Origin of the sequence: Streptomyces sp. NPDC005925 (genome assembly GCF_040638805.1) — a bacterium.
In the GTDB taxonomy this organism is placed as follows: domain Bacteria; phylum Actinomycetota; class Actinomycetes; order Streptomycetales; family Streptomycetaceae; genus Streptomyces.
The window spans coordinates 563,981-581,746 of record NZ_JBEXVL010000002.1 but is presented as its reverse complement, the minus strand read 5'-3'; the positions used below and the strand labels follow the sequence as shown (position 1 = coordinate 581,746).

The window sequence follows — 17,766 nt, the reverse complement described above, 5'->3', positions numbered from 1 at the left end:
GCCCCGGCAACTGACCGGCCCGCGGCCGCCCCCGATTGTCAGTGGCGGCGGGTACTTTTCCTCCATGGGGAAGAGGACGGGGGCGCGGGCCGCGTCGTCGTGCGGGGCGGACAGCCGGAGTCCGCGGGGCCGGTGACGGCCGGCCGGGGACCTGCGGCCAGCTGGCTAGTCCCCCGACTTCGAGGACTTCTTCTCCTCGCTGTCCTGGATGACCGCCTCGGCGACCTGCTGCATCGACATCCGGCGGTCCATCGACGTCTTCTGGATCCAGCGGAAGGCCGCCGGCTCCGTCAGGCCGTACTCCGTCTGCAGGATCGACTTCGCCCGGTCGACCAGCTTGCGGGTCTCCAGCCGCTGGGAGAGGTCGGCGACCTCCTTCTCCAGCTCCTTCAACTGCGTGTAACGGGAGACGGCCATCTCGATCGCGGGCACGACGTCGCTCTTGCTGAACGGCTTCACCAGATACGCCATGGCCCCGGCGTCCCGCGCCCGCTCCACGAGGTCGCGCTGCGAGAAGGCGGTCAGCATGAGCACCGGTGCGATGGACTCCGCGGTGATCTTCTCGGCCGCGGAGATGCCGTCGAGCTTGGGCATCTTCACGTCCAGGATCACCAGATCCGGCTTGTGCTCCCGGGCGAGCTCGACGGCCCGCTCCCCGTCACCGGCCTCGGCGACGACGGCGTACCCCTCTTCCTCCAGCATTTCTTTCAGGTCGAGCCGGATCAGCGCCTCGTCCTCAGCGATGACGACTCGGGTCGTCACCGGAGGAACGTGCGACATGTCGTCGTCGGGCACGTCTACGGGCTGGGGCGACTCGGGGGTCACGGGGGCTCCTCGTTCGGGGCAGGGGTACTGCTGACAAGAGCCTACCTAGCTACGGTAAGGTGGACGCGCGGAGGGTCCCGGGAAACCTTGGATTCCTCGAGCCCCGGTAGCCCAATTGGCAGCAGGCAACGGATTCAAAACCCGTACAGTGTCGGTTCGAGTCCGACCCGGGGCACTTTTCCTGCGATTCCAAGGTCACCACTCAATGGGTGAATACCCCGCAGAGGGCCCCTCTTCCGAGGGGCCCCTTTTGGTTTCCCGCTATGCGGAACCGCGGCCCTCGCCCATGTGATGCACATGCACCAGGTTCGTCGTGCCCGGCATACCGGGAGGCGAGCCCGCCGTGATGACGACCGTGTCGCCCTTCCGGCAGCGGGCGTATTCCGAGAGGAGTTCGTCGACCTGGTCGACCATCGCGTCCGTGGAATCCACCCGCGGGCCGAGGAAGGTCTCCACACCCCAGGTGAGGCTGAGTTGGGAGCGGGTGGCCGGGTCCGGGGTGAAGGCCAGGACGGGGATCGGGGAACGGTAGCGGGACAGCCGGCGGGCGGTGTCGCCGGACTGCGTGAAGGCCACCAGGAACCTGGCTCCGAGGAAGTCGCCCATCTCCGCGGCGGCACGGGCCACGGCTCCGGCCTGCGTGCGGGGCTTGCTGCGCTCGGTCAGGGGCGGCAGGCCCTTGGCGAGCATGTCCTCCTCGGCGGCCTCGACGATGCGCGCCATGGTGCGGACGGTTTCCACGACGTGCTTGCCGACGCTGGTCTCGCCGGACAGCATCACCGCGTCCGCGCCGTCGAGGACCGCGTTCGCCACGTCGCTGGCCTCGGCCCTGGTGGGACGGGAGTTGTCGATCATCGAGTCGAGCATCTGGGTGGCGACGATGGCCGGCTTGGCGTTCCGCCTCGCCAGTTTGACCGCGCGCTTCTGGACGATGGGCACCTGTTCCAGGGGCATTTCGACGCCCAGGTCGCCGCGGGCCACCATGATGCCGTCGAAGGCGGCGACGATCTCCTCGAGGTTGTCGACCGCCTGCGGCTTCTCGACCTTGGCGATGACGGGGAGACGGCGGCCCTCCTCGTCCATGATGCGGTGGACGTCCTTGATGTCGTGCCCACTGCGCACGAAGGAGAGCGCGACGATGTCGAAACCGGTGCGCAGGGCCCAGCGCAGGTCGGCCTCGTCCTTGTCGGAGAGGGCGGGGACGGAGACGGCGACGCCGGGGAGGTTGAGGCCCTTGTGGTCGGAGACCATGCCGCCCTCGATCACCGTGGTGCGGACGCGGGGGCCGTCGACGGCGGTGACCTGCAGACACACCTTGCCGTCGTCGACGAGGACGCGTTCGCCGGGGGCGACGTCGTCGGCGAGGCCCGGGTAGGTGGTGCCGCAGCCGTGGCCGTCGCCCTCGGCGTCGTCCTCGACGGTGATGGTGAAGGTGTCGCCCCGCTCCAGCAGGACGGGGCCTTCGGCGAATCGGCCGAGTCTGATCTTCGGTCCCTGGAGGTCGGCGAGGAGGCCGACGCTCCGGCCGCACTCGCCGGCGGCCCTGCGGACCCGTCGGCAGCGCTCCTCGTGCTCCGCGTGGTCGCCGTGGCTGAGATTGAAGCGGGCTACGTCCATTCCGGCCTCGACCAGAGCCTTGATCTGGTCGTAGGAGTCGGTGGCGGGGCCCAGGGTACAGACGATTTTCGCTCGGCGCATGAAACGACCCTAGGCCTTACCGATGGGTAGGCCATGGACGGTGTCCGACTGTCCAACGAGCCTGATGCAAAGGGCAGTTGCCCACTGACGAAAGGTGCGGGGAGACGCTCCGATGAGCATTCCCGTCTTCTTCGGCGGAACGCGAAGGCGGCCTTCTCGTGCAGACATTTCGCGCGGCGAATTGCCGGAACGGGCGAGTTCTTGATTGCGCGATTACCCGCCCCCTCCAGCGTTTCCTCACAGGACCGGTGGAGCCATGGTGAAGCGGGCGTCGACCTCAGCGTGGACGTGCTGGCGCTGAGGTTCCAGGTCGAGGGGTCCGGGTCCGGCGTCCTCGGCGGCCGCGGCGAACGACATGGAGCGGGTGCGGCCGGACGGAGGGCGGGGCGCGGGCGCGTCGGTGCCGGTGTCGGCGAGTTCGATCAGGGCGGTGAGGGTGGTGCCGAGGGCCTCGGCGTACTCGCGGGCGCGCTGCACGGCCTCGCGAACGGCCTGCTGCCGGGCCTGCCGGTGGGCGGGCGAGTCGGGACGCAGCGTCCACCAGGGGCCGTCGACACGGGTGAGGTCGAGGTCGGCGAGACGGGTGGTGAGTTCGCCCAGGGCGGTGAAGTCGGTGAGTTCGGCGATGAGGTGGACGGTGCCGTGGTGGGTGCGGACGCGTTCGCCGCGACCGTGCCTGGCCGGTTCGGGGGTGATCGTGAAGGCTCCGGTCTCGAGGCGCTCCACGGCGTCGCCGCAGGATTTCACCAGGTCGAGGACGGTGGCGTTGCGGCGGGTGAGGTCGTCGAGGGTGGCACGGCGGTCGCGGCCACGGGCCTGGACGGTGATCGCGATGCGCGCGAGGTCGGGGTCGACCTCCAGGTGGGCCGCGCCGCGGACGGCGATGCGCGGCGCGTCGGGGGTGCCGTACGGGACGGTGGGGGGCGTCGGGGCGCCGGACGGGGTGTCAGGAGTAGACATACGTCCCACTCTGTCACCCCTTCGGCGGTGGTGGCCCCGGTGCGGCCGTGCTGTGGTCACCGGATCGAAACCTGCCAGGCCTGTTGCGGCCTGCCGTGTGCGAGTCAGAATCTACGCGCGTTGTCGATTGTCCCCGAGGAGAACCACATGCCCCTGAATCGCCGCAAGTTCCTGAAGAAGTCCGCTGTGACCGGGGCGGGGGTGGCGCTGGCGGGTGCGGCGGGGGTTCCGGCCGCCGGGGCTTCCGCGGCGCCGCGCCGCAAGCGGTACTCGCTGACCGTCATGGGCACGACCGACCTGCACGGGCACGTCTTCAACTGGGACTACTTCAAGGACGCGGAGTACGCGGACGCCCAGGGGAACGCGCAGGGCCTGGCCCGGGTGTCGACGCTGGTGAACCAGATCCGCGCGGAGCGGGGCCGGCGCAACACGCTGCTGCTCGACGCGGGCGACACGATTCAGGGCACGCCGCTGACGTACTACTACGCGAAGGTCGACCCGATCACCGCCGAGGGCGGGCCGGTGCACCCGATGGCGCAGGCGATGAACGCGATCGGGTACGACGCGGTCGCGCTCGGCAACCACGAGTTCAACTACGGCATCGAGACGCTGCGCAAGTTCGAGGAGCAGTGCGACTTCCCGCTGCTGGGCGCCAACGCGGTGGACGTGAAGACGCAGAAGCCGGCCTTCCCGCCGTACTTCATGAAGACGTTCCGGGTGCCGGGGGCTCCGCCGGTGAAGGTGGCGGTGCTGGGGCTGACGAACCCGGGCATCGCGATCTGGGACAAGGCCTACGTGCAGGGCAGGCTGGAGTTCCCCGGGCTCGAGGAGCAGGCCGCGAAGTGGGTGCCGAAGCTGCGGTCGATGGGCGCGGACGTGGTCGTCGTGTCGGCGCACTCGGGTTCGTCGGGCACGTCGTCGTACGGTGACCAGCTGCCGCACGTGGAGAACGCCGCGGCCAATGTCGCCAAGCAGGTGCCGGGGATCGACGCGATCCTGGTCGGGCACGCGCACCTGGAGATTCCCGAGCTGAAGGTCGTCAACGAGCGGACCGGGAAGACGGTCGTGCTGTCGGAGCCGCTGTGCTACGCGGAGCGGCTGACCCTGTTCGACATCGAGCTGGTGTTCTCGAAGGGCCGCTGGGAGGTCGAGTCGGTCGCCGCGTCGCTGCGGAACACGAACACGGTGGCCGAGGACCCGGCGATCTCCGCGCTGCTGGACGACGAGCACGCGGCGGTCGTGGAGTACGTCAACCAGGTGGTCGGCACCGCGACGGCGACGCTGACGACGGTCGACGCGCGGTACAAGGACGCGCCGATCATCGACCTGATCACAAAGGTCCAGGAGGACGTGGTCAAGGCGGCGCTGGCGGGCACCGAGTACGCCTCGCTGCCCGTGCTGTCGCAGGCTTCGCCGTTCTCGCGGACGTCGCAGATCCCCGCGGGCGATGTGACGATCCGGGACCTGTCGAGCCTGTACGTGTACGACAACACGCTGGTCGCGAAGGTGATGACGGGCGCCCAGGTGCGCGCGTACCTGGAGTTCTCGGCGGAGTACTTCGCGCAGACCGCGCCGAACGAGCCGGTCGACGTGGCGAAGCTGACGAACGCGAACGGCCGGCCGGACTACAACTACGACTACGTGTCGGGTCTGTCGTACGACATCGACGTCGCGCAGCCGGCCGGTTCGCGGATCAGGAACCTGACGTACGGCGGTGTCCCGCTGGCCGACGGGCAGGAGTTCGTGTTCGCGGTGAACAACTACCGGGCGAACGGCGGCGGCGCGTTCCCGCACGTGGCGTCGGCGAAGGAGGTGTGGGCGGAGTCCACGGAGATCCGCACCCGGATCGCGGAGTGGGTGACCGCGAAGGGTGTGCTGGACCCGAAGGACTTCGCGTCGGCGGACTGGCGGCTGACGCGGGACGGCACGCCGGTGTTCTAGCGCCCGGGCCCGGTGCGGAGCCGGACGGGTCCCGTCCGCGGGGGTGAGCCGTTCGGCTTCCCCCCGCGGGCGGGACCGCATGGTGTCGCGGCCCGTTGTCCCGCTATGCCCGCCGTACGCGCAACGCGCGGGCCAGGTCGTCCAGTTGGTCGGCGAGCTGGCGGCGCAGGGCCGGGGTGGGTCCGTCGCCGGCGAGGCACTGCTCGCCCAGCCGCAGGGTCTCGGTGTCGACGGCGTGGGCGGGGAAGGCCCAGCGGCCGGCGGCCACGGCGATGGCGGGGCCGCGGCGGGCGGCGACGCCGACCACGTCCTCGTAGTAGCGGGGCACGTAGGCGCGGACCAGGTCGGCCTGTTCGGGCTGCCAGAAGCCCTTGGCGGTGGCCGTGAACAGGTAGTTGGACAGGTCGTCGGAGGCGAACATGGCCTGCCAGGCGCGGGCCTTCGCCTCGTCGTCGGGCAGTGCGGCGCGGCAGCGGGCGGCGCCCTCCCGGCCGGTGGCGCTCGGGTCGCGTTCCCGTTCGGCGGCGATGGCGGCCTCGTCGGTGGCGCCGAGGACGGCGAGCCGGACGAGGATGCGCCAGCGCAGTGCGGCGTCGAGTTCGGGGCCGCCGGGCACGATGCCGTCGGCGAGCCAGGCGGCGATGGTGTCGGGGTGGGCGGCGGTGTCGATGCGGTGGCGTACGGCGATCAGGCGCAGGCCGGGGTGGTCGCCGTCCTCGGTGCGGCGGATGAGGTCGCGGCACAGTTCGGTGAGGGTGGCGAGGGCGGCGGGCCGCTGCTCGGGGGCGAGGTAGCGGTCGGCGATCTGGCCGGCCGCGAAGGCGAGGACGCCCTGGACGAGGGCGAGGTCGGTTTCGTGCGGGAGGTGGGCGCGGGCGGTCTCCAGGTAGGCGGTGGGCGCCAGTTCGCCGTCGCGGACGGCGTCTCGCAGCGCGTTCCAGACGACGGCGCGGGTGAGCGGGTCGGGCACGCCGGCGAGGGCGCTGTGGACGGTGGTGGAGGAGTCGGGGTCGAAGCGGACCTTGGCGTAGGTGAGGTCGCCGTCGTTGAGGACGAGCAGCGCGGGGCGCTTGCCGATGGGCAGGGGTTCGGTCTGCGGGACGTCGAGGTCGAGGCGGCGGCGCAGGGCGAGCCGGCCGTGGTCGGTGAGGTCGCGGTCGTAGAGGCCCGCGGCGACGCGGTGCGGGCGGCTGCCGGTGTGGTCGACGGTGAGGGTGACGGTGCCGGCGCCGGCGGGCGTGACGCGGGAGGTGAGAGTGTCGACGCCGGTGGTGCGCAGCCAGGCGTCGGCCCAGGCGTGGACGTCGCGTTCGGTGGCGGCGGCGAGGGAGTCGAGGAAGTCGGCGAGGCCGGCGTTGCCGAACCTGTGGCGGGCGAAGTGGGTGTTGATGCCGGCGAGGAAGTCCTTCTCGCCGAGCCAGGCGACGAGCTGGCGCAGCGCGGAGGCGCCCTTGGCGTAGGAGATGCCGTCGAAGTTGAGGAGGGCGGCGGCGGTGTCGTCGACGTTCCCGGGGGCGACGGGGTGGGTGGAGGGGCGCTGGTCGGCGTCGTAGCCCCAGGCCTTGCGCTCGACGCCGAAGTCGGTCCAGGTGCCGGTGAAGCGGGTGGCCTCGGTGAGGGTCTGGTAGCCCATGTACTCGGCGAAGGACTCGTTGAGCCAGATGTCGTCCCACCAGCGCAGGGTAACGAGGTCGCCGAACCACATGTGGGCCATCTCGTGGGCGACGACCATCGCGCGCGTCTGGCGTTCGGTGTCGGTGACGGCGGACCGGAAGACGAAGTCGTCGCGGAAGGTGACGAGTCCGGGGTTCTCCATGGCGCCGGCGTTGAACTCGGGGACGAACGCCTGGTCGTAGGAGTCGAAGGGATAGGGCTCCTCGAACTTCTCGTGGTAGCGGTCGTAGCACTGCCGGGTGATGTCGAGGAGTTCGCCGGCGTCCACGTCGAGGTGGGGGGCGAGGGAGCGTCGGCAGTGCAGGCCGAGGGGCAGGCCGCGGTGTTCGGCGCGGACCGAGTGCCAGGGGCCCGCGGCGACGGCGACCAGGTAGGTGGCGATGAGCGGGGTGGGGGCGGCCCGCCAGCGGCCGTGGCCGAGGTGTTCGGTGATGCCGTTGGCGAGGACGGTCCAGCTCTCGGGGACCGTGACGGCAAGGTCGAAGACGGCCTTGAGGTCGGGCTGGTCGAAGGCGGCGAAGACGCGCTGCACGTCGTCCAGGAACATCTGGGTGTAGACGTAGGTCTCGCCGTCGGAGGGGTCGGTGAAGCGGTGCATGCCCTCGCCGGTGCGGGAGTACCGCATGACGGCGTCGACGCGCAGGTCGTGCTCGCCGGGGGTGAGGTTCTTCAGCGGCAGCCGGTTGCCGTCCAGGGTGTCCGGGTCGAGGGGCTGTCCGTCGAGGGTGACGGTGCGCAGCTCGGCGGGCTTGACCTCGACGAAGGTGTCCGTGCCGGCCTCGTCCTCGCGGACGGTGAACCGGATCGTGGTGCGGGAGTCGAAGGTCTCGTCGCCGGTCGTCAGATCGAGTTCGATCGTGTAGCGGTGGACGTCGAGGAGCCTGGCACGGGTCTGCGCTTCGTCGCGCGTCAGTACGGACATGAACGACATGCTGCCTGATGGCGTGGTCGCGGCACAGGGGCGGACCGGTTCACGGACTATGTCCGGTCGCTCTCCAGTTCCCCGGTGTGCTCCCTGCCCAGCTCCCCTGCGCGGTCACGGCCACCGGTCCGCTGCGGAACCACCAGGGTGTCGGGGTGTGACCGGGCGGCGGGCCTCGGCAGGAGCGCGGCGGGGCCGGACGGGGCGGCGAGCAGGGCGCGCAGTTCGCTCACTTCGTCCTGGAGGGCGAGCTGGCGCTGGTGCGCGTCGAAGAGGTAGCGGATCTTGGTGCGCAGGCCCGCCGGGTCGACGGGCTTGCTGACGATGTCGGCGACGTGGAGTCCGTGGGCGGCGGCGGCCAGGGCGTGGTCCCGCCCGAAGCCGGTGAGCAGGACGACGGGGATGCTCCGGGTCTGTTCCCTGAGCCGCATGTAGCGCACCACGTCGAGGCCGCTGATGCCGGGCATGCGCACGTCCAGCAGGACCAGGCCGACACGGCCGCGCAGCAGCTGCTTGAGCGCTTCTTCGCCGCCGGCGGCCCGGCTGAGCCGGTAGCCCAGCGGGGCCAGGGCGTTCTCCAGCGCGAACAGGGTGTCCTCGCGGTCGTCGACGATGAGGATTCCGGTATCCGACGGCATGGCCCGACGTCCCTCCCTCCTGGCAGCCGGATGGGCGACCAGTTTGGGCCCGAGGCTGACGGGTTGTGCTCGTCAGCTGACATGGAGTGCACAGCAGAATGCACCTTGTCGGCCGTCTTGTCACTCCCCAGGACGTCTGCCGAGGTCAGTCGGCCGCCGGGGTGCTCTTCTCGGCGTCCTCGGCGATGCGCTCGTGGTGGCGGATGACCTCGCCGATGATGAAGTTCAGGAACTTCTCGGCGAAGGCCGGGTCGAGTCTTGCGTCCTCGGCGAGGGCGCGCAGCCGGGCGATCTGGCGGGCCTCACGGCCGGGGTCGGCGGGCGGCAGCCGGTGGGCGGCCTTGAGGTGGCCGACCTGCTGGGTGCACTTGAAGCGCTCGGCGAGCATGTGGACGACGGCCGCGTCGATGTTGTCGATGCTCTCGCGCAGCCGGTCGAGTTCCGCACGGACGGCGGGGCCGGCGGCGCCGGTGTGGCTGGTGGTCATGGTGGTTCAGCGTACGACTCGCCGGGCCCGGGGCGCGCGGCGGTCAGCACCGTACGGGACGGGCACCGCCGGGACGGGTACGCGCAGGCCGGCACCCCGAGCAGGCGGTCGGCCGGGGGGACGGTTCCCGGGGACCGGGCGTCGGCCACGTCCCGACGGTTCCCCCGGCGGGTGTCCGTCGGCCGGGCGGGAAGCTCGTACGCCGTCGGGGCGGCCCCGGCTTACCCTTTGTCCCTGAGTGTTCGTTACCTTGTTCGCCGCCGACCCCACCGGCTCACCGTCCGTCCCAGCCCTGCGAGGAGCCGGCCCGTGGATCCCGAGTCCACCGTCACCACCTGCTACCGCCACCCCGAGGTGGAGTGCTACGTCCGCTGCACGCGCTGCGAGCGGTTCATCTGCCCCGGCTGCATGCGCGAGGCGGCGGTCGGCCACCAGTGCCCGGAGTGCGTCAGGCAGGGCGCGCGGTCGGTGCGGCAGGCGCGCACCCTGGTCGGCGGCCGCATCACGGCGGTGCCCGTCGCGACGTACGCGCTCATCGCGCTGAACGTCCTCGCCTACCTGGCCGAGACGGTGCGGCCGGAGCTCGTGGACCGCTTCGCGATGGTGGGCGCCCGGCTGGCCGGCCCGGACGGCGGCTTCTACGTGTTCCAGCCCGAGTACTCGGCGGACTTCGACGCCCAGGGTGTCGTCGCGGGTGAGTGGTACCGGATGCTCACCGGCGCGTTCCTGCACCTGGAGCCGGCCGAGGGCACGTTCGGGATCGCGCACATCGTGATGAACATGCTCGCGCTGTGGCAGCTCGGCCGGGTCGTGGAGGTCCAGCTGGGCCGGGTCCGGTACCTGGCCCTGTATCTGATGTCGGCGCTCGGCGGTTCGGTGCTGGTGCTGCTCGCCACCGACGCCGGGCAGAGCACGGTCGGTGCCTCGGGCGCGCTCTTCGGCGTGGGCGCGGCGTACTACGTGGTGGCCCGTCGTGTCGGTGCCGACATGGCGGCCGTCAACCGGTCCATGGCGTTCCTGCTGCTGTGGCTGCTCCTCTCGGCCCGCTGGGCGTCCTGGCAGGCGCACGTCGGCGGGCTGCTGGTGGGCGGCGCGGTGGCGCTGGCGTATGCCTACGCGCCCCGGGACCGGCGCCGGGTGCCGGTGCAGGCGGGGGCCTGCCTGGGGCTGCTGGCGCTGCTGGCGGTCCTGACGGTGGCCGGGGTGACGGATCTGACCGGTGGAGGTGTCGCCCCGTGAGGCGCCCGGGTGTGCTGTGGCTGGCGGCGGTCCCCGTCGTCGCGACCGCGGTGGTCTACGTGCTGGGGCCGGGCGAGTCCGGTGGGGCGCCCGCGGGCCCGGCCGTGTCGGCCTCGCCCGATGCCCGCGAGGCCGCCAAGGAACGCGCCGAGTCGGAGCGGGCCAAGGACGACGCGCTCGTCGCGAGCAGGCCGCCCGGCCTGGCCGGTCCGGCGAAGAAGGAACTCGCCCAGCAGATCCTGGCGAGCGCCGAGAACTCCACGCTGCGCTGGCGCGAGACGTACGGCTCGATCGAGGACCTCGGCGACGGCGAGGGCTACACGGCGGGCGTCGTCGGCTTCTGCACCGGCACCCACGACCTGCTGACCCTCGTGGAGCGCTACACGAGGAAGCACCCGGACAACGGCCTGGCCGCGTACCTGCCCGCGCTGCGCGAGGTGGACGGCACGGACTCCCACGAGGGCCTCGACCCGGGCTTCACGGACGCGTGGCGTGCCGAGTCGGCGAAGCCGGCGTTCCGCGCGGCGCAGGAGGCGGAGCGCGACCGGGTCTACTTCGATCCGGCGGTGCGCATGGCCAAGCTCGACGGCCTGGGCACGCTCGGCCAGTTCGCGTACTACGACGCGATGGTCCTCCACGGCCCCGACGCCCGTCCGGACGGCTTCTACGGCCTGCGCGAGAAGGCCCTGACCAGGGCCAGGACGCCGGACGAGGGCGGCGACGAGAAGGCCTTCCTGACGGCGTTCCTCGACGTGCGCCGGGCCGCCATGCTGGCGAAGCGACCGGACGCCGACACGTCCCGCGTCGACACGGCCCAGCGCCGCTTCCTGCGCGAGGGCAACCTGAGACTGGCCACGCCGCTGACGTGGGCGGTGTACGGGGAGACGTACCGGGTTCCCCGGTGAGGCCCCGCCGGGGCGTGCGGGCACATGCGGCGGCGCCTGCCATGTCGTCCGGTCGGGGACAGTGAGGCAGACGCCGCCAGTGTTCCGTACGCCTTTGTACGGGACGCTTTATGAATGACCGTCAGGTCACCTTTGTGATCCGGCGTGTCACGCCATGAGGGCGCGGTCCGTCGGACGGATCGGGGCCGGCAGGTCGCTGGCGCCGGTCAGGAAGCGGTCGACGCCGCGGGCGGCGGAGCGGCCCTCCGCGATCGCCCACACGATGAGGGACTGTCCGCGGCCGGCGTCACCGGCGACGAACACGCCCGGCACGTTGGTGTGGTAGTCGGCGTCGCGGGCGATGTTACCCCGCTCGTCCAGCTCCAGGCCGAACTGGTCCACGAGGCCGTTCTCGCGGTCGGTGCCGGTGAAGCCCATCGCCAGCGTGACCAGCTGGGCGGGGATCCTGCGCTCCGTGCCCGGCTTCTGGTGGAGCCCGCCGTCGGAGAACTCCACTTCGGTCAGGTGCAGCCACTGGACGTTGCCGTCCTCGTCGCCCTCGAAGTGGGTGGTGGACACGGAGTAGACGCGCTCGCCGCCCTCCTCGTGCGCGGAGGTGACCTTGTACAGCATCGGGAAGGTCGGCCACGGCTGGTGCGCGCCGCGCTCCTCGCCCGGCCTCGGCATGATCTCCAGCTGCGTGACGGACGCCGCGCCCTGGCGGTGGGCGGTGCCCACGCAGTCCGCGCCGGTGTCGCCGCCGCCGATGACCACGACGTGCTTGCCCTCGGCGGTGATCGGGGGCGCCACGAAGTCGCCCTCCTGCACCTTGTTGGCCAGCGGCAGGTACTCCATGGCCTGGTGGATGCCGTGGAGCTCGCGGCCGGGGACCGGCAGGTCGCGGGCGGTGGTGGCGCCGACGGCCAGGACGACCGCGTCGTACCGCTTCTTCAGGTCGGTCGACGTCAGGTCGCGGCCGATCTCGACGCCGGTGCGAAACCGGGTGCCCTCCGCGCGCATCTGCTCGATACGGCGGTTGATGTGCCGCTTCTCCATCTTGAACTCGGGGATGCCGTACCGCAGGAGGCCGCCGACGCGGTCCGCGCGCTCGTAGACGGCGACCGTGTGGCCGGCCCGGGTCAGCTGCTGCGCGGCGGCCAGACCGGCCGGGCCCGAGCCGACGACGGCGACGGTCTTGCCCGACAGGCGCTCGGGGATCTGCGCGGCGACGTCCCCGGTCTCCCACGCCTTGTCGATGATGGAGACCTCGACGTTCTTGATCGTCACCGGCGGCTGGTTGATGCCGAGCACGCATGCCGACTCGCACGGGGCCGGGCACAGGCGGCCCGTGAACTCCGGGAAATTGTTGGTGGCGTGCAGGCGCTCCTGCGCGGCCGACCAGTCCTCGCGGTAGGCGTAGTCGTTCCACTCGGGGATGAGGTTCCCGAGCGGGCAGCCGTTGTGGCAGAACGGGATGCCGCAGTCCATGCAGCGGCCGGCCTGCTTGCTGATGATCGGCAGCAGGGAGCCGGGGACGTAGACCTCGTTCCAGTCCTTGACGCGCTCTTCGACCGGGCGGGACGTGGCGACTTCGCGCCCGTGGTTCAGGAAGCCCTTCGGGTCAGCCATTGATCGCCGCCTCCATCATCTTCTCGTGGGTGTCGGACTCGGAGAGCCCGGCTCGCTCGGCGGCGTCCTTGGCGGCGAGCACTGCCTTGTACGTGCTGGGGATGATCTTGCTGAAGCGTTCGGCGGCCGTGTCCCACTCGGCCAGGAGCTTCTCGGCGACGGTCGAGCCGGTCTCCTCCCGGTGGCGGCGGATCACGTCGCGCAGCCACTGCCGGTCGGCCTCGTCCAGCGCCTCGACGGCGGCCAGGTTGCCGGCGTTGACGTGGTCCCGGTCGAGGTCGATGACGTACGCGACGCCGCCCGACATGCCGGCCGCGAAGTTGCGGCCCGTCTCGCCGAGGACGACCGCCCGGCCGCCGGTCATGTACTCGCAGCCGTGGTCGCCCACGCCCTCGGCGACGACCAGCGCACCGGAGTTGCGCACGCAGAACCGCTCGCCGACCTTGCCACGCAGGAACATCTCGCCGCCGGTCGCGCCGTAGCCGATGGTGTTGCCGGCGATGACGCTGTACTCGGCGAGGTGGTCGGCGCCGCGGTCCGGGCGGACGACGAGCCGTCCGCCGGAGAGGCCCTTGCCGACGTAGTCGTTGGCGTCGCCCTCCAGGCGCAGCGTGACACCGCGCGGCACGAAGGCGCCGAAGGACTGGCCGGCGGAACCGGTGAAGGTGATGTCGACGGTGTCGTCGGGCAGACCCGCACCGCCGAACTTCTTCGTCACCTCGTGACCGAGCATGGTGCCGACCGTGCGGTTGATGTTGCGGATGGCGACCTGGGCGCGCACCGGCGCCGCCCCGGTGGCGGACTCGGCGTTCAGGGCGTCGGCGGCGAGCCTGATCAGCTCGTTGTCGAGCGCCTTCTCCAGGCCGTGGTCCTGCGCGATCACCTGGTGGCGCACCGCGCCCTCGGGCAGCTCGGGCACGTGGAACAGCGGCGCAAGGTCCAGGCCCTGCGCCTTCCAGTGATCCACGGCACGCGTGACGTCGAGGGTCTCGGCGTGGCCGACGGCCTCCTCGACGGAGCGGAAGCCCAGCTCGGCGAGGATCTCGCGGACCTCCTCGGCGATGAACCGGAAGAAGTTGACGATGTACTCGGCCTGGCCGGAGAACCGTTCCCTGAGCACCGGGTTCTGCGTGGCGATGCCGACCGGGCAGGTGTCCAGGTGGCAGACGCGCATCATGACGCAGCCGGACACGACCAGCGGCGCGGTCGCGAAGCCGAACTCCTCGGCGCCGAGCAGCGCGGCGATCACGACGTCACGGCCGGTCTTCAGCTGGCCGTCGGTCTGGACGACGATCCGGTCGCGCAGGCCGTTGAGCAGCAGCGTCTGCTGGGTCTCGGCGAGGCCGAGCTCCCAGGGGCCGCCCGCGTGCTTGAGCGAGGTGAGCGGGGAGGCGCCCGTACCGCCGTCGTGGCCCGAGATGAGCACGACGTCCGCGTGCGCCTTGGAGACACCCGCGGCGACCGTGCCGACACCGACCTCGGAGACCAGCTTGACGTGGATCCGGGCCCGCGGGTTCGCGTTCTTCAGGTCGTGGATCAGCTGGGCCAGGTCCTCGATGGAGTAGATGTCGTGGTGCGGCGGCGGGGAGATGAGGCCCACGCCCGGCGTCGAGTGCCGGGTCTTCGCCACCCACGGGTACACCTTGTGGCCGGGCAGCTGGCCGCCCTCGCCGGGCTTGGCGCCCTGGGCCATCTTGATCTGGATGTCGTCGGAGTTGACCAGGTACTCGGAGGTCACGCCGAAGCGGCCGGAGGCCACCTGCTTGATGCTGGACCGCCGCGCCGGGTCGTACAGGCGATCCGGGTCCTCCCCGCCCTCACCGGTGTTGGACTTGCCGCCCAGCTGGTTCATGGCGATGGCGAGCGTCTCGTGCGCCTCCCGCGAGATGGAGCCGTACGACATGGCGCCGGTCGAGAACCGCTTGACGATCTCGGAGACCGGCTCGACCTCCTCGACGGGGATCGGCTCCCGGTCCGACGTGAAGCCGAACAGGCCGCGCAGTGTCATGAGGCGCTCGGACTGCTCGTTCACACGGTCGGTGTACTTCTTGAAGATGTCGTAGCGGCCGGAGCGCGTGGAGTGCTGGAGGCGGAAGACCGTCTCCGGGTCGAACAGGTGCGGCTCGCCCTCGCGGCGCCACTGGTACTCGCCGCCGATGTCCAGCGCGCGGTGTGCCGGGGCGATGCCCGAGGCGGGGTACGCCTTGGCGTGCCGGGCGGCGACCTCCTCGGCGACGACGTCGATGCCGACGCCGCCGATCTTGGTGGTGGTGCCGTTGAAGTACTTCGTGACGAAGGCGTCGTCCAGGCCGACCGCCTCGAAGACCTGCGCACCGCGGTAGGAGGCCACGGTCGAGATGCCCATCTTGGACATGACCTTCAGGACGCCCTTGCCGAGGGCGTAGATCAGGTTGCGGATCGCCTGCTCGGGTTCCATGCCGGGCAGGAACGTCCCTGCACGGACCAGGTCCTCGACGGACTCCATCGCCAGGTACGGGTTGACCGCGGCGGCGCCGTAGCCGATCAGCAGGGCGACGTGGTGGACCTCGCGCACGTCTCCGGCCTCGACCAGCAGGCCCACCTGGGTGCGCTGCTTGGTGCCGATGAGGTGGTGGTGGACGGCCGCGGTCAGCAGCAGCGACGGGATCGGCGCGTGCTCGGCGTCGGAGTGCCGGTCGGACAGGACGATGAGGCGGGCGCCGTTCTCGATGGCGGCGTCGGCCTCGGCGCAGATGTCCTCGATGCGGGCGGCCAGCGCGTCGCCGCCGCCGTGCACCCGGTACAGGCCGGACAGCGTGGCGGCCTTGAAGCCGGGCATGTCGCCGTCGGCGTTGATGTGGATGAGCTTGGCCAGCTCGTCGTTGTCGATGACCGGGAAGGGCAGCACGACGGAGCGGCAGGACGCTGCGGCGGGCTCCAGCAGGTTGCCCTGCGGGCCGAGCGAGGACCGCAGGGAGGTGACCAGCTCTTCCCGGATGGCGTCCAGCGGCGGGTTGGTGACCTGCGCGAACAGCTGCGTGAAGTAGTCGAACAGCAACCGCGGACGGTCGGACAGCGCGGCGATCGGCGAGTCGGTGCCCATCGAACCGATCGGCTCGGCGGCGGCCTTGGCCATCGGCGCGAGGATGACGCGCAGCTCCTCCTCGGTGTAGCCGAAGGTCTGCTGGCGGCGGGTGACCGAGGCGTGCGTGTGCACGATGTGCTCGCGCTCGGGCAGGTCGCTCAGCTCGATCTCGCCGGCGTCCAGCCATTCGGCGTACGGCTGCTCGGCGGCGAGCTGCGCCTTGATCTCGTCGTCCTCGATGATGCGGTGCTCGGCGGTGTCCACGAGGAACATCCGGCCGGGCTGCAGGCGGCCCTTGCGGACGACCTTCGCCGGGTCGATGTCGAGGACGCCGACCTCGGAGCCGAGGACGACGAGGCCGTCGTCGGTGACCCAGTAGCGGCCGGGGCGCAGACCGTTGCGGTCGAGTACGGCGCCGACCTGGACGCCGTCGGTGAAGGTGACGCAGGCGGGGCCGTCCCAGGGCTCCATCAGGTTGGAGTGGAACTGGTAGAAGGCGCGCCGGGCAGGGTCCATGGAGTCGTGGTTCTCCCACGCCTCCGGAATCATCATCAGCACGGAGTGCGGCAGGGAACGCCCGCCGAGGTGCAGCAGTTCGAGCACCTCGTCGAAGGACGCGGAGTCGGAGGCGTCGGGCGTGCAGACCGGGAAGATCCGCTCGATGGCCCGGTCGTCGGAGCCGAGGAGGTCCGAGACGAGCTGCGACTCGCGGGCGACCATCCAGTTGCGGTTGCCCTTGACGGTGTTGATCTCACCGTTGTGCGCGACGAAGCGGTACGGGTGCGCGAGCGGCCACGACGGGAAGGTGTTCGTGGAGAACCGGGAGTGCACGAGCGCGATGGCGGAGGCGAAGCGGCGGTCGGACAGGTCCGGGAAGAAGGGCTCCAGCTGGCCGGTGGTCAGCATGCCCTTGTAGACGATGGTCCGCGCGGAGAGCGACGGGAAGTACACGCCGGCCTCGCGCTCGGCGCGCTTGCGCAGCACCAGCGCCTTGCGGTCGAGGTCGATGCCCTTGCTGCCGCCGTCGGAGACGAAGATCTGCCGGAAGGCGGGCATCGTGGAGCGGGCGGTGGCGCCGAGCAACTGGGGGGCGACCGGGACCTCGCGCCAGCCGAGGACGGTCAGTCCCTCGTCGGCGGCGATCGTCTCGATCTGTGAGACGGCGGTGGTGAGGGCGTCCACCGGGCCCCGGGCGCCGCCGGCGCCTTCGGGGCCTGCGGAGCCCTCGGGCAGGAAGGCGATGCCGACCGCGTACGCGCCGGGCTCGGGCAGCTCGAATCCGGCCACCTCGCGGAAGAACGCGTCGGGCACCTGGGAGAGGATGCCGGCGCCGTCGCCGGAGTCCGGCTCGGAGCCGGTGGCGCCCCGGTGCTCCAGGTTGCGCAGCACGGTGAGGGCCTGATCGACCAGCGTATGGGACGCCTCGCCGGTGAGAGTGGCGACGAAGCCGACGCCGCAGGCGTCGTGCTCGTTGCGGGGGTCGTACATACCCTGCGCAGCAGGGCGAGCATCCATGAAGGACCAGTTCTGGCCATTCGCGGAGTGCTGGGACGGCTGGCGCGGCGTACGCATCGGCTCTCCCGTCGTCGTCATCTGGCATGTTCGCGTGCCGAGGGACGACGTTGGCCCTCTGCTTGAGTGCAAAATTTCGTGCAGGTTACATGATGGAGCGGTTCTCGGAAACCGGATACGTCGTTCCACCATGCGGACACCAGAGAGGTCGCGGCGGGGGTACCGCGCCGGTCGGCGGAGGCTGTGGGGGCCGGGTCGACACGGACAGATCGATGTCCGTCGTCCCGATGACG

General features: G+C 71.1%; 11 protein-coding genes and 1 tRNA gene. 4 read left to right on the top strand and 8 right to left on the bottom strand.

The annotated features are described in order from the left end of the window. Positions 1–165: 165 nt before the first annotated feature. Positions 166–780 (bottom strand): response regulator, encoded by a 615-nt coding sequence (locus ABZ354_RS05290; RefSeq protein WP_358653176.1) that lies wholly within the window; start codon positions 778–780, stop codon positions 166–168. Positions 781–925: 145 nt separating this feature from the next. Here ABZ354_RS05290 and ABZ354_RS05285 point away from each other — a divergent pair. Then, positions 926–1,000 (top strand) — tRNA-Leu (locus ABZ354_RS05285). An 86-nt stretch (positions 1,001–1,086) separates the two neighbouring features. Here ABZ354_RS05285 and pyk read toward each other — a convergent pair. Continuing rightward, positions 1,087–2,523, bottom strand: a complete 1,437-nt coding sequence (pyk, locus tag ABZ354_RS05280; protein ID WP_358653114.1) for a pyruvate kinase — start codon at positions 2,521–2,523, stop codon at positions 1,087–1,089. Positions 2,524–2,760: 237 nt separating this feature from the next. Then, complete coding sequence (locus tag ABZ354_RS05275; RefSeq protein ID WP_358653112.1) at positions 2,761–3,483, bottom strand: SIMPL domain-containing protein; 723 nt, start codon at positions 3,481–3,483, stop codon at positions 2,761–2,763. Between the two features lie 147 nt (positions 3,484–3,630). Between ABZ354_RS05275 and ABZ354_RS05270 the strand changes: the two genes are divergently transcribed. After that, positions 3,631–5,424, top strand: coding sequence for a 5'-nucleotidase C-terminal domain-containing protein (locus tag ABZ354_RS05270; protein ID WP_358653110.1), 1,794 nt, complete (start codon positions 3,631–3,633; stop codon positions 5,422–5,424). 103 nt (positions 5,425–5,527) lie between these two features. On the opposite strand, the gene pepN is transcribed toward ABZ354_RS05270, so the two are convergent. The 3 genes from pepN to ABZ354_RS05255 all read right to left on the bottom strand — a co-directional run bounded on the left by pepN (position 5,528) and on the right by ABZ354_RS05255 (position 9,145). Further along, positions 5,528–8,020, bottom strand: a complete 2,493-nt coding sequence (gene pepN / locus ABZ354_RS05265; RefSeq protein ID WP_358653108.1) for an aminopeptidase N — start codon at positions 8,018–8,020, stop codon at positions 5,528–5,530. Between the two features lie 56 nt (positions 8,021–8,076). Beyond that, a complete protein-coding gene (locus ABZ354_RS05260) occupies positions 8,077–8,658 on the bottom strand; it encodes a response regulator (RefSeq protein ID WP_358653106.1) in 582 nt (193 codons plus the stop codon). Positions 8,659–8,803: 145 nt separating this feature from the next. Continuing rightward, positions 8,804–9,145: a chorismate mutase gene (locus ABZ354_RS05255; protein WP_358653104.1), complete on the bottom strand. Its 342-nt coding sequence runs from the start codon at positions 9,143–9,145 to the stop codon at positions 8,804–8,806. 309 nt (positions 9,146–9,454) lie between these two features. On the opposite strand from ABZ354_RS05255, the gene ABZ354_RS05250 reads away from it, so the two are divergent. Then, on the top strand, positions 9,455–10,384 hold the full coding sequence (locus ABZ354_RS05250; protein ID WP_358653102.1) for a rhomboid family intramembrane serine protease: 930 nt from the start codon (positions 9,455–9,457) through the stop codon (positions 10,382–10,384). Then, complete coding sequence (locus ABZ354_RS05245) at positions 10,381–11,289, top strand: chitosanase (RefSeq protein WP_358653100.1); 909 nt, start codon at positions 10,381–10,383, stop codon at positions 11,287–11,289. Before ABZ354_RS05250 ends, ABZ354_RS05245 begins: the two co-directional genes overlap by 4 nt. Positions 11,290–11,436: 147 nt before the next feature. Here ABZ354_RS05245 and ABZ354_RS05240 read toward each other — a convergent pair whose 3' ends face one another. Then, positions 11,437–12,897 carry a glutamate synthase subunit beta gene (locus tag ABZ354_RS05240; RefSeq protein ID WP_358653098.1) on the bottom strand — a complete coding sequence of 487 codons (1,461 nt, stop codon included), beginning with the start codon at positions 12,895–12,897 and terminating at the stop codon, positions 11,437–11,439. Further along, the gene (gene gltB, locus ABZ354_RS05235; protein WP_358653096.1) at positions 12,890–17,533 is read right to left on the bottom strand and encodes a glutamate synthase large subunit; all 4,644 of its coding nucleotides are present in this window, start codon (positions 17,531–17,533) and stop codon (positions 12,890–12,892) included. The genes ABZ354_RS05240 and gltB overlap by 8 nt, the downstream gene beginning before the upstream one ends. Positions 17,534–17,766 lie beyond the last annotated feature (233 nt).

Coding starts and splice junctions, on each gene's coding strand:
- ABZ354_RS05290 (WP_358653176.1), bottom strand. CDS start 780: ATGTCGCACGTTCCTCCGGTGACGACCCGAGTCGTCATCGCTGAGGAC.
- pyk (WP_358653114.1), bottom strand. CDS start 2,523: ATGCGCCGAGCGAAAATCGTCTGTACCCTGGGCCCCGCCACCGACTCC.
- ABZ354_RS05275 (WP_358653112.1), bottom strand. CDS start 3,483: ATGTCTACTCCTGACACCCCGTCCGGCGCCCCGACGCCCCCCACCGTC.
- ABZ354_RS05270 (WP_358653110.1), top strand. CDS start 3,631: ATGCCCCTGAATCGCCGCAAGTTCCTGAAGAAGTCCGCTGTGACCGGG.
- pepN (WP_358653108.1), bottom strand. CDS start 8,020: ATGTCCGTACTGACGCGCGACGAAGCGCAGACCCGTGCCAGGCTCCTC.
- ABZ354_RS05260 (WP_358653106.1), bottom strand. CDS start 8,658: ATGCCGTCGGATACCGGAATCCTCATCGTCGACGACCGCGAGGACACC.
- ABZ354_RS05255 (WP_358653104.1), bottom strand. CDS start 9,145: ATGACCACCAGCCACACCGGCGCCGCCGGCCCCGCCGTCCGTGCGGAA.
- ABZ354_RS05240 (WP_358653098.1), bottom strand. CDS start 12,897: ATGGCTGACCCGAAGGGCTTCCTGAACCACGGGCGCGAAGTCGCCACG.
- gltB (WP_358653096.1), bottom strand. CDS start 17,533: ATGCGTACGCCGCGCCAGCCGTCCCAGCACTCCGCGAATGGCCAGAAC.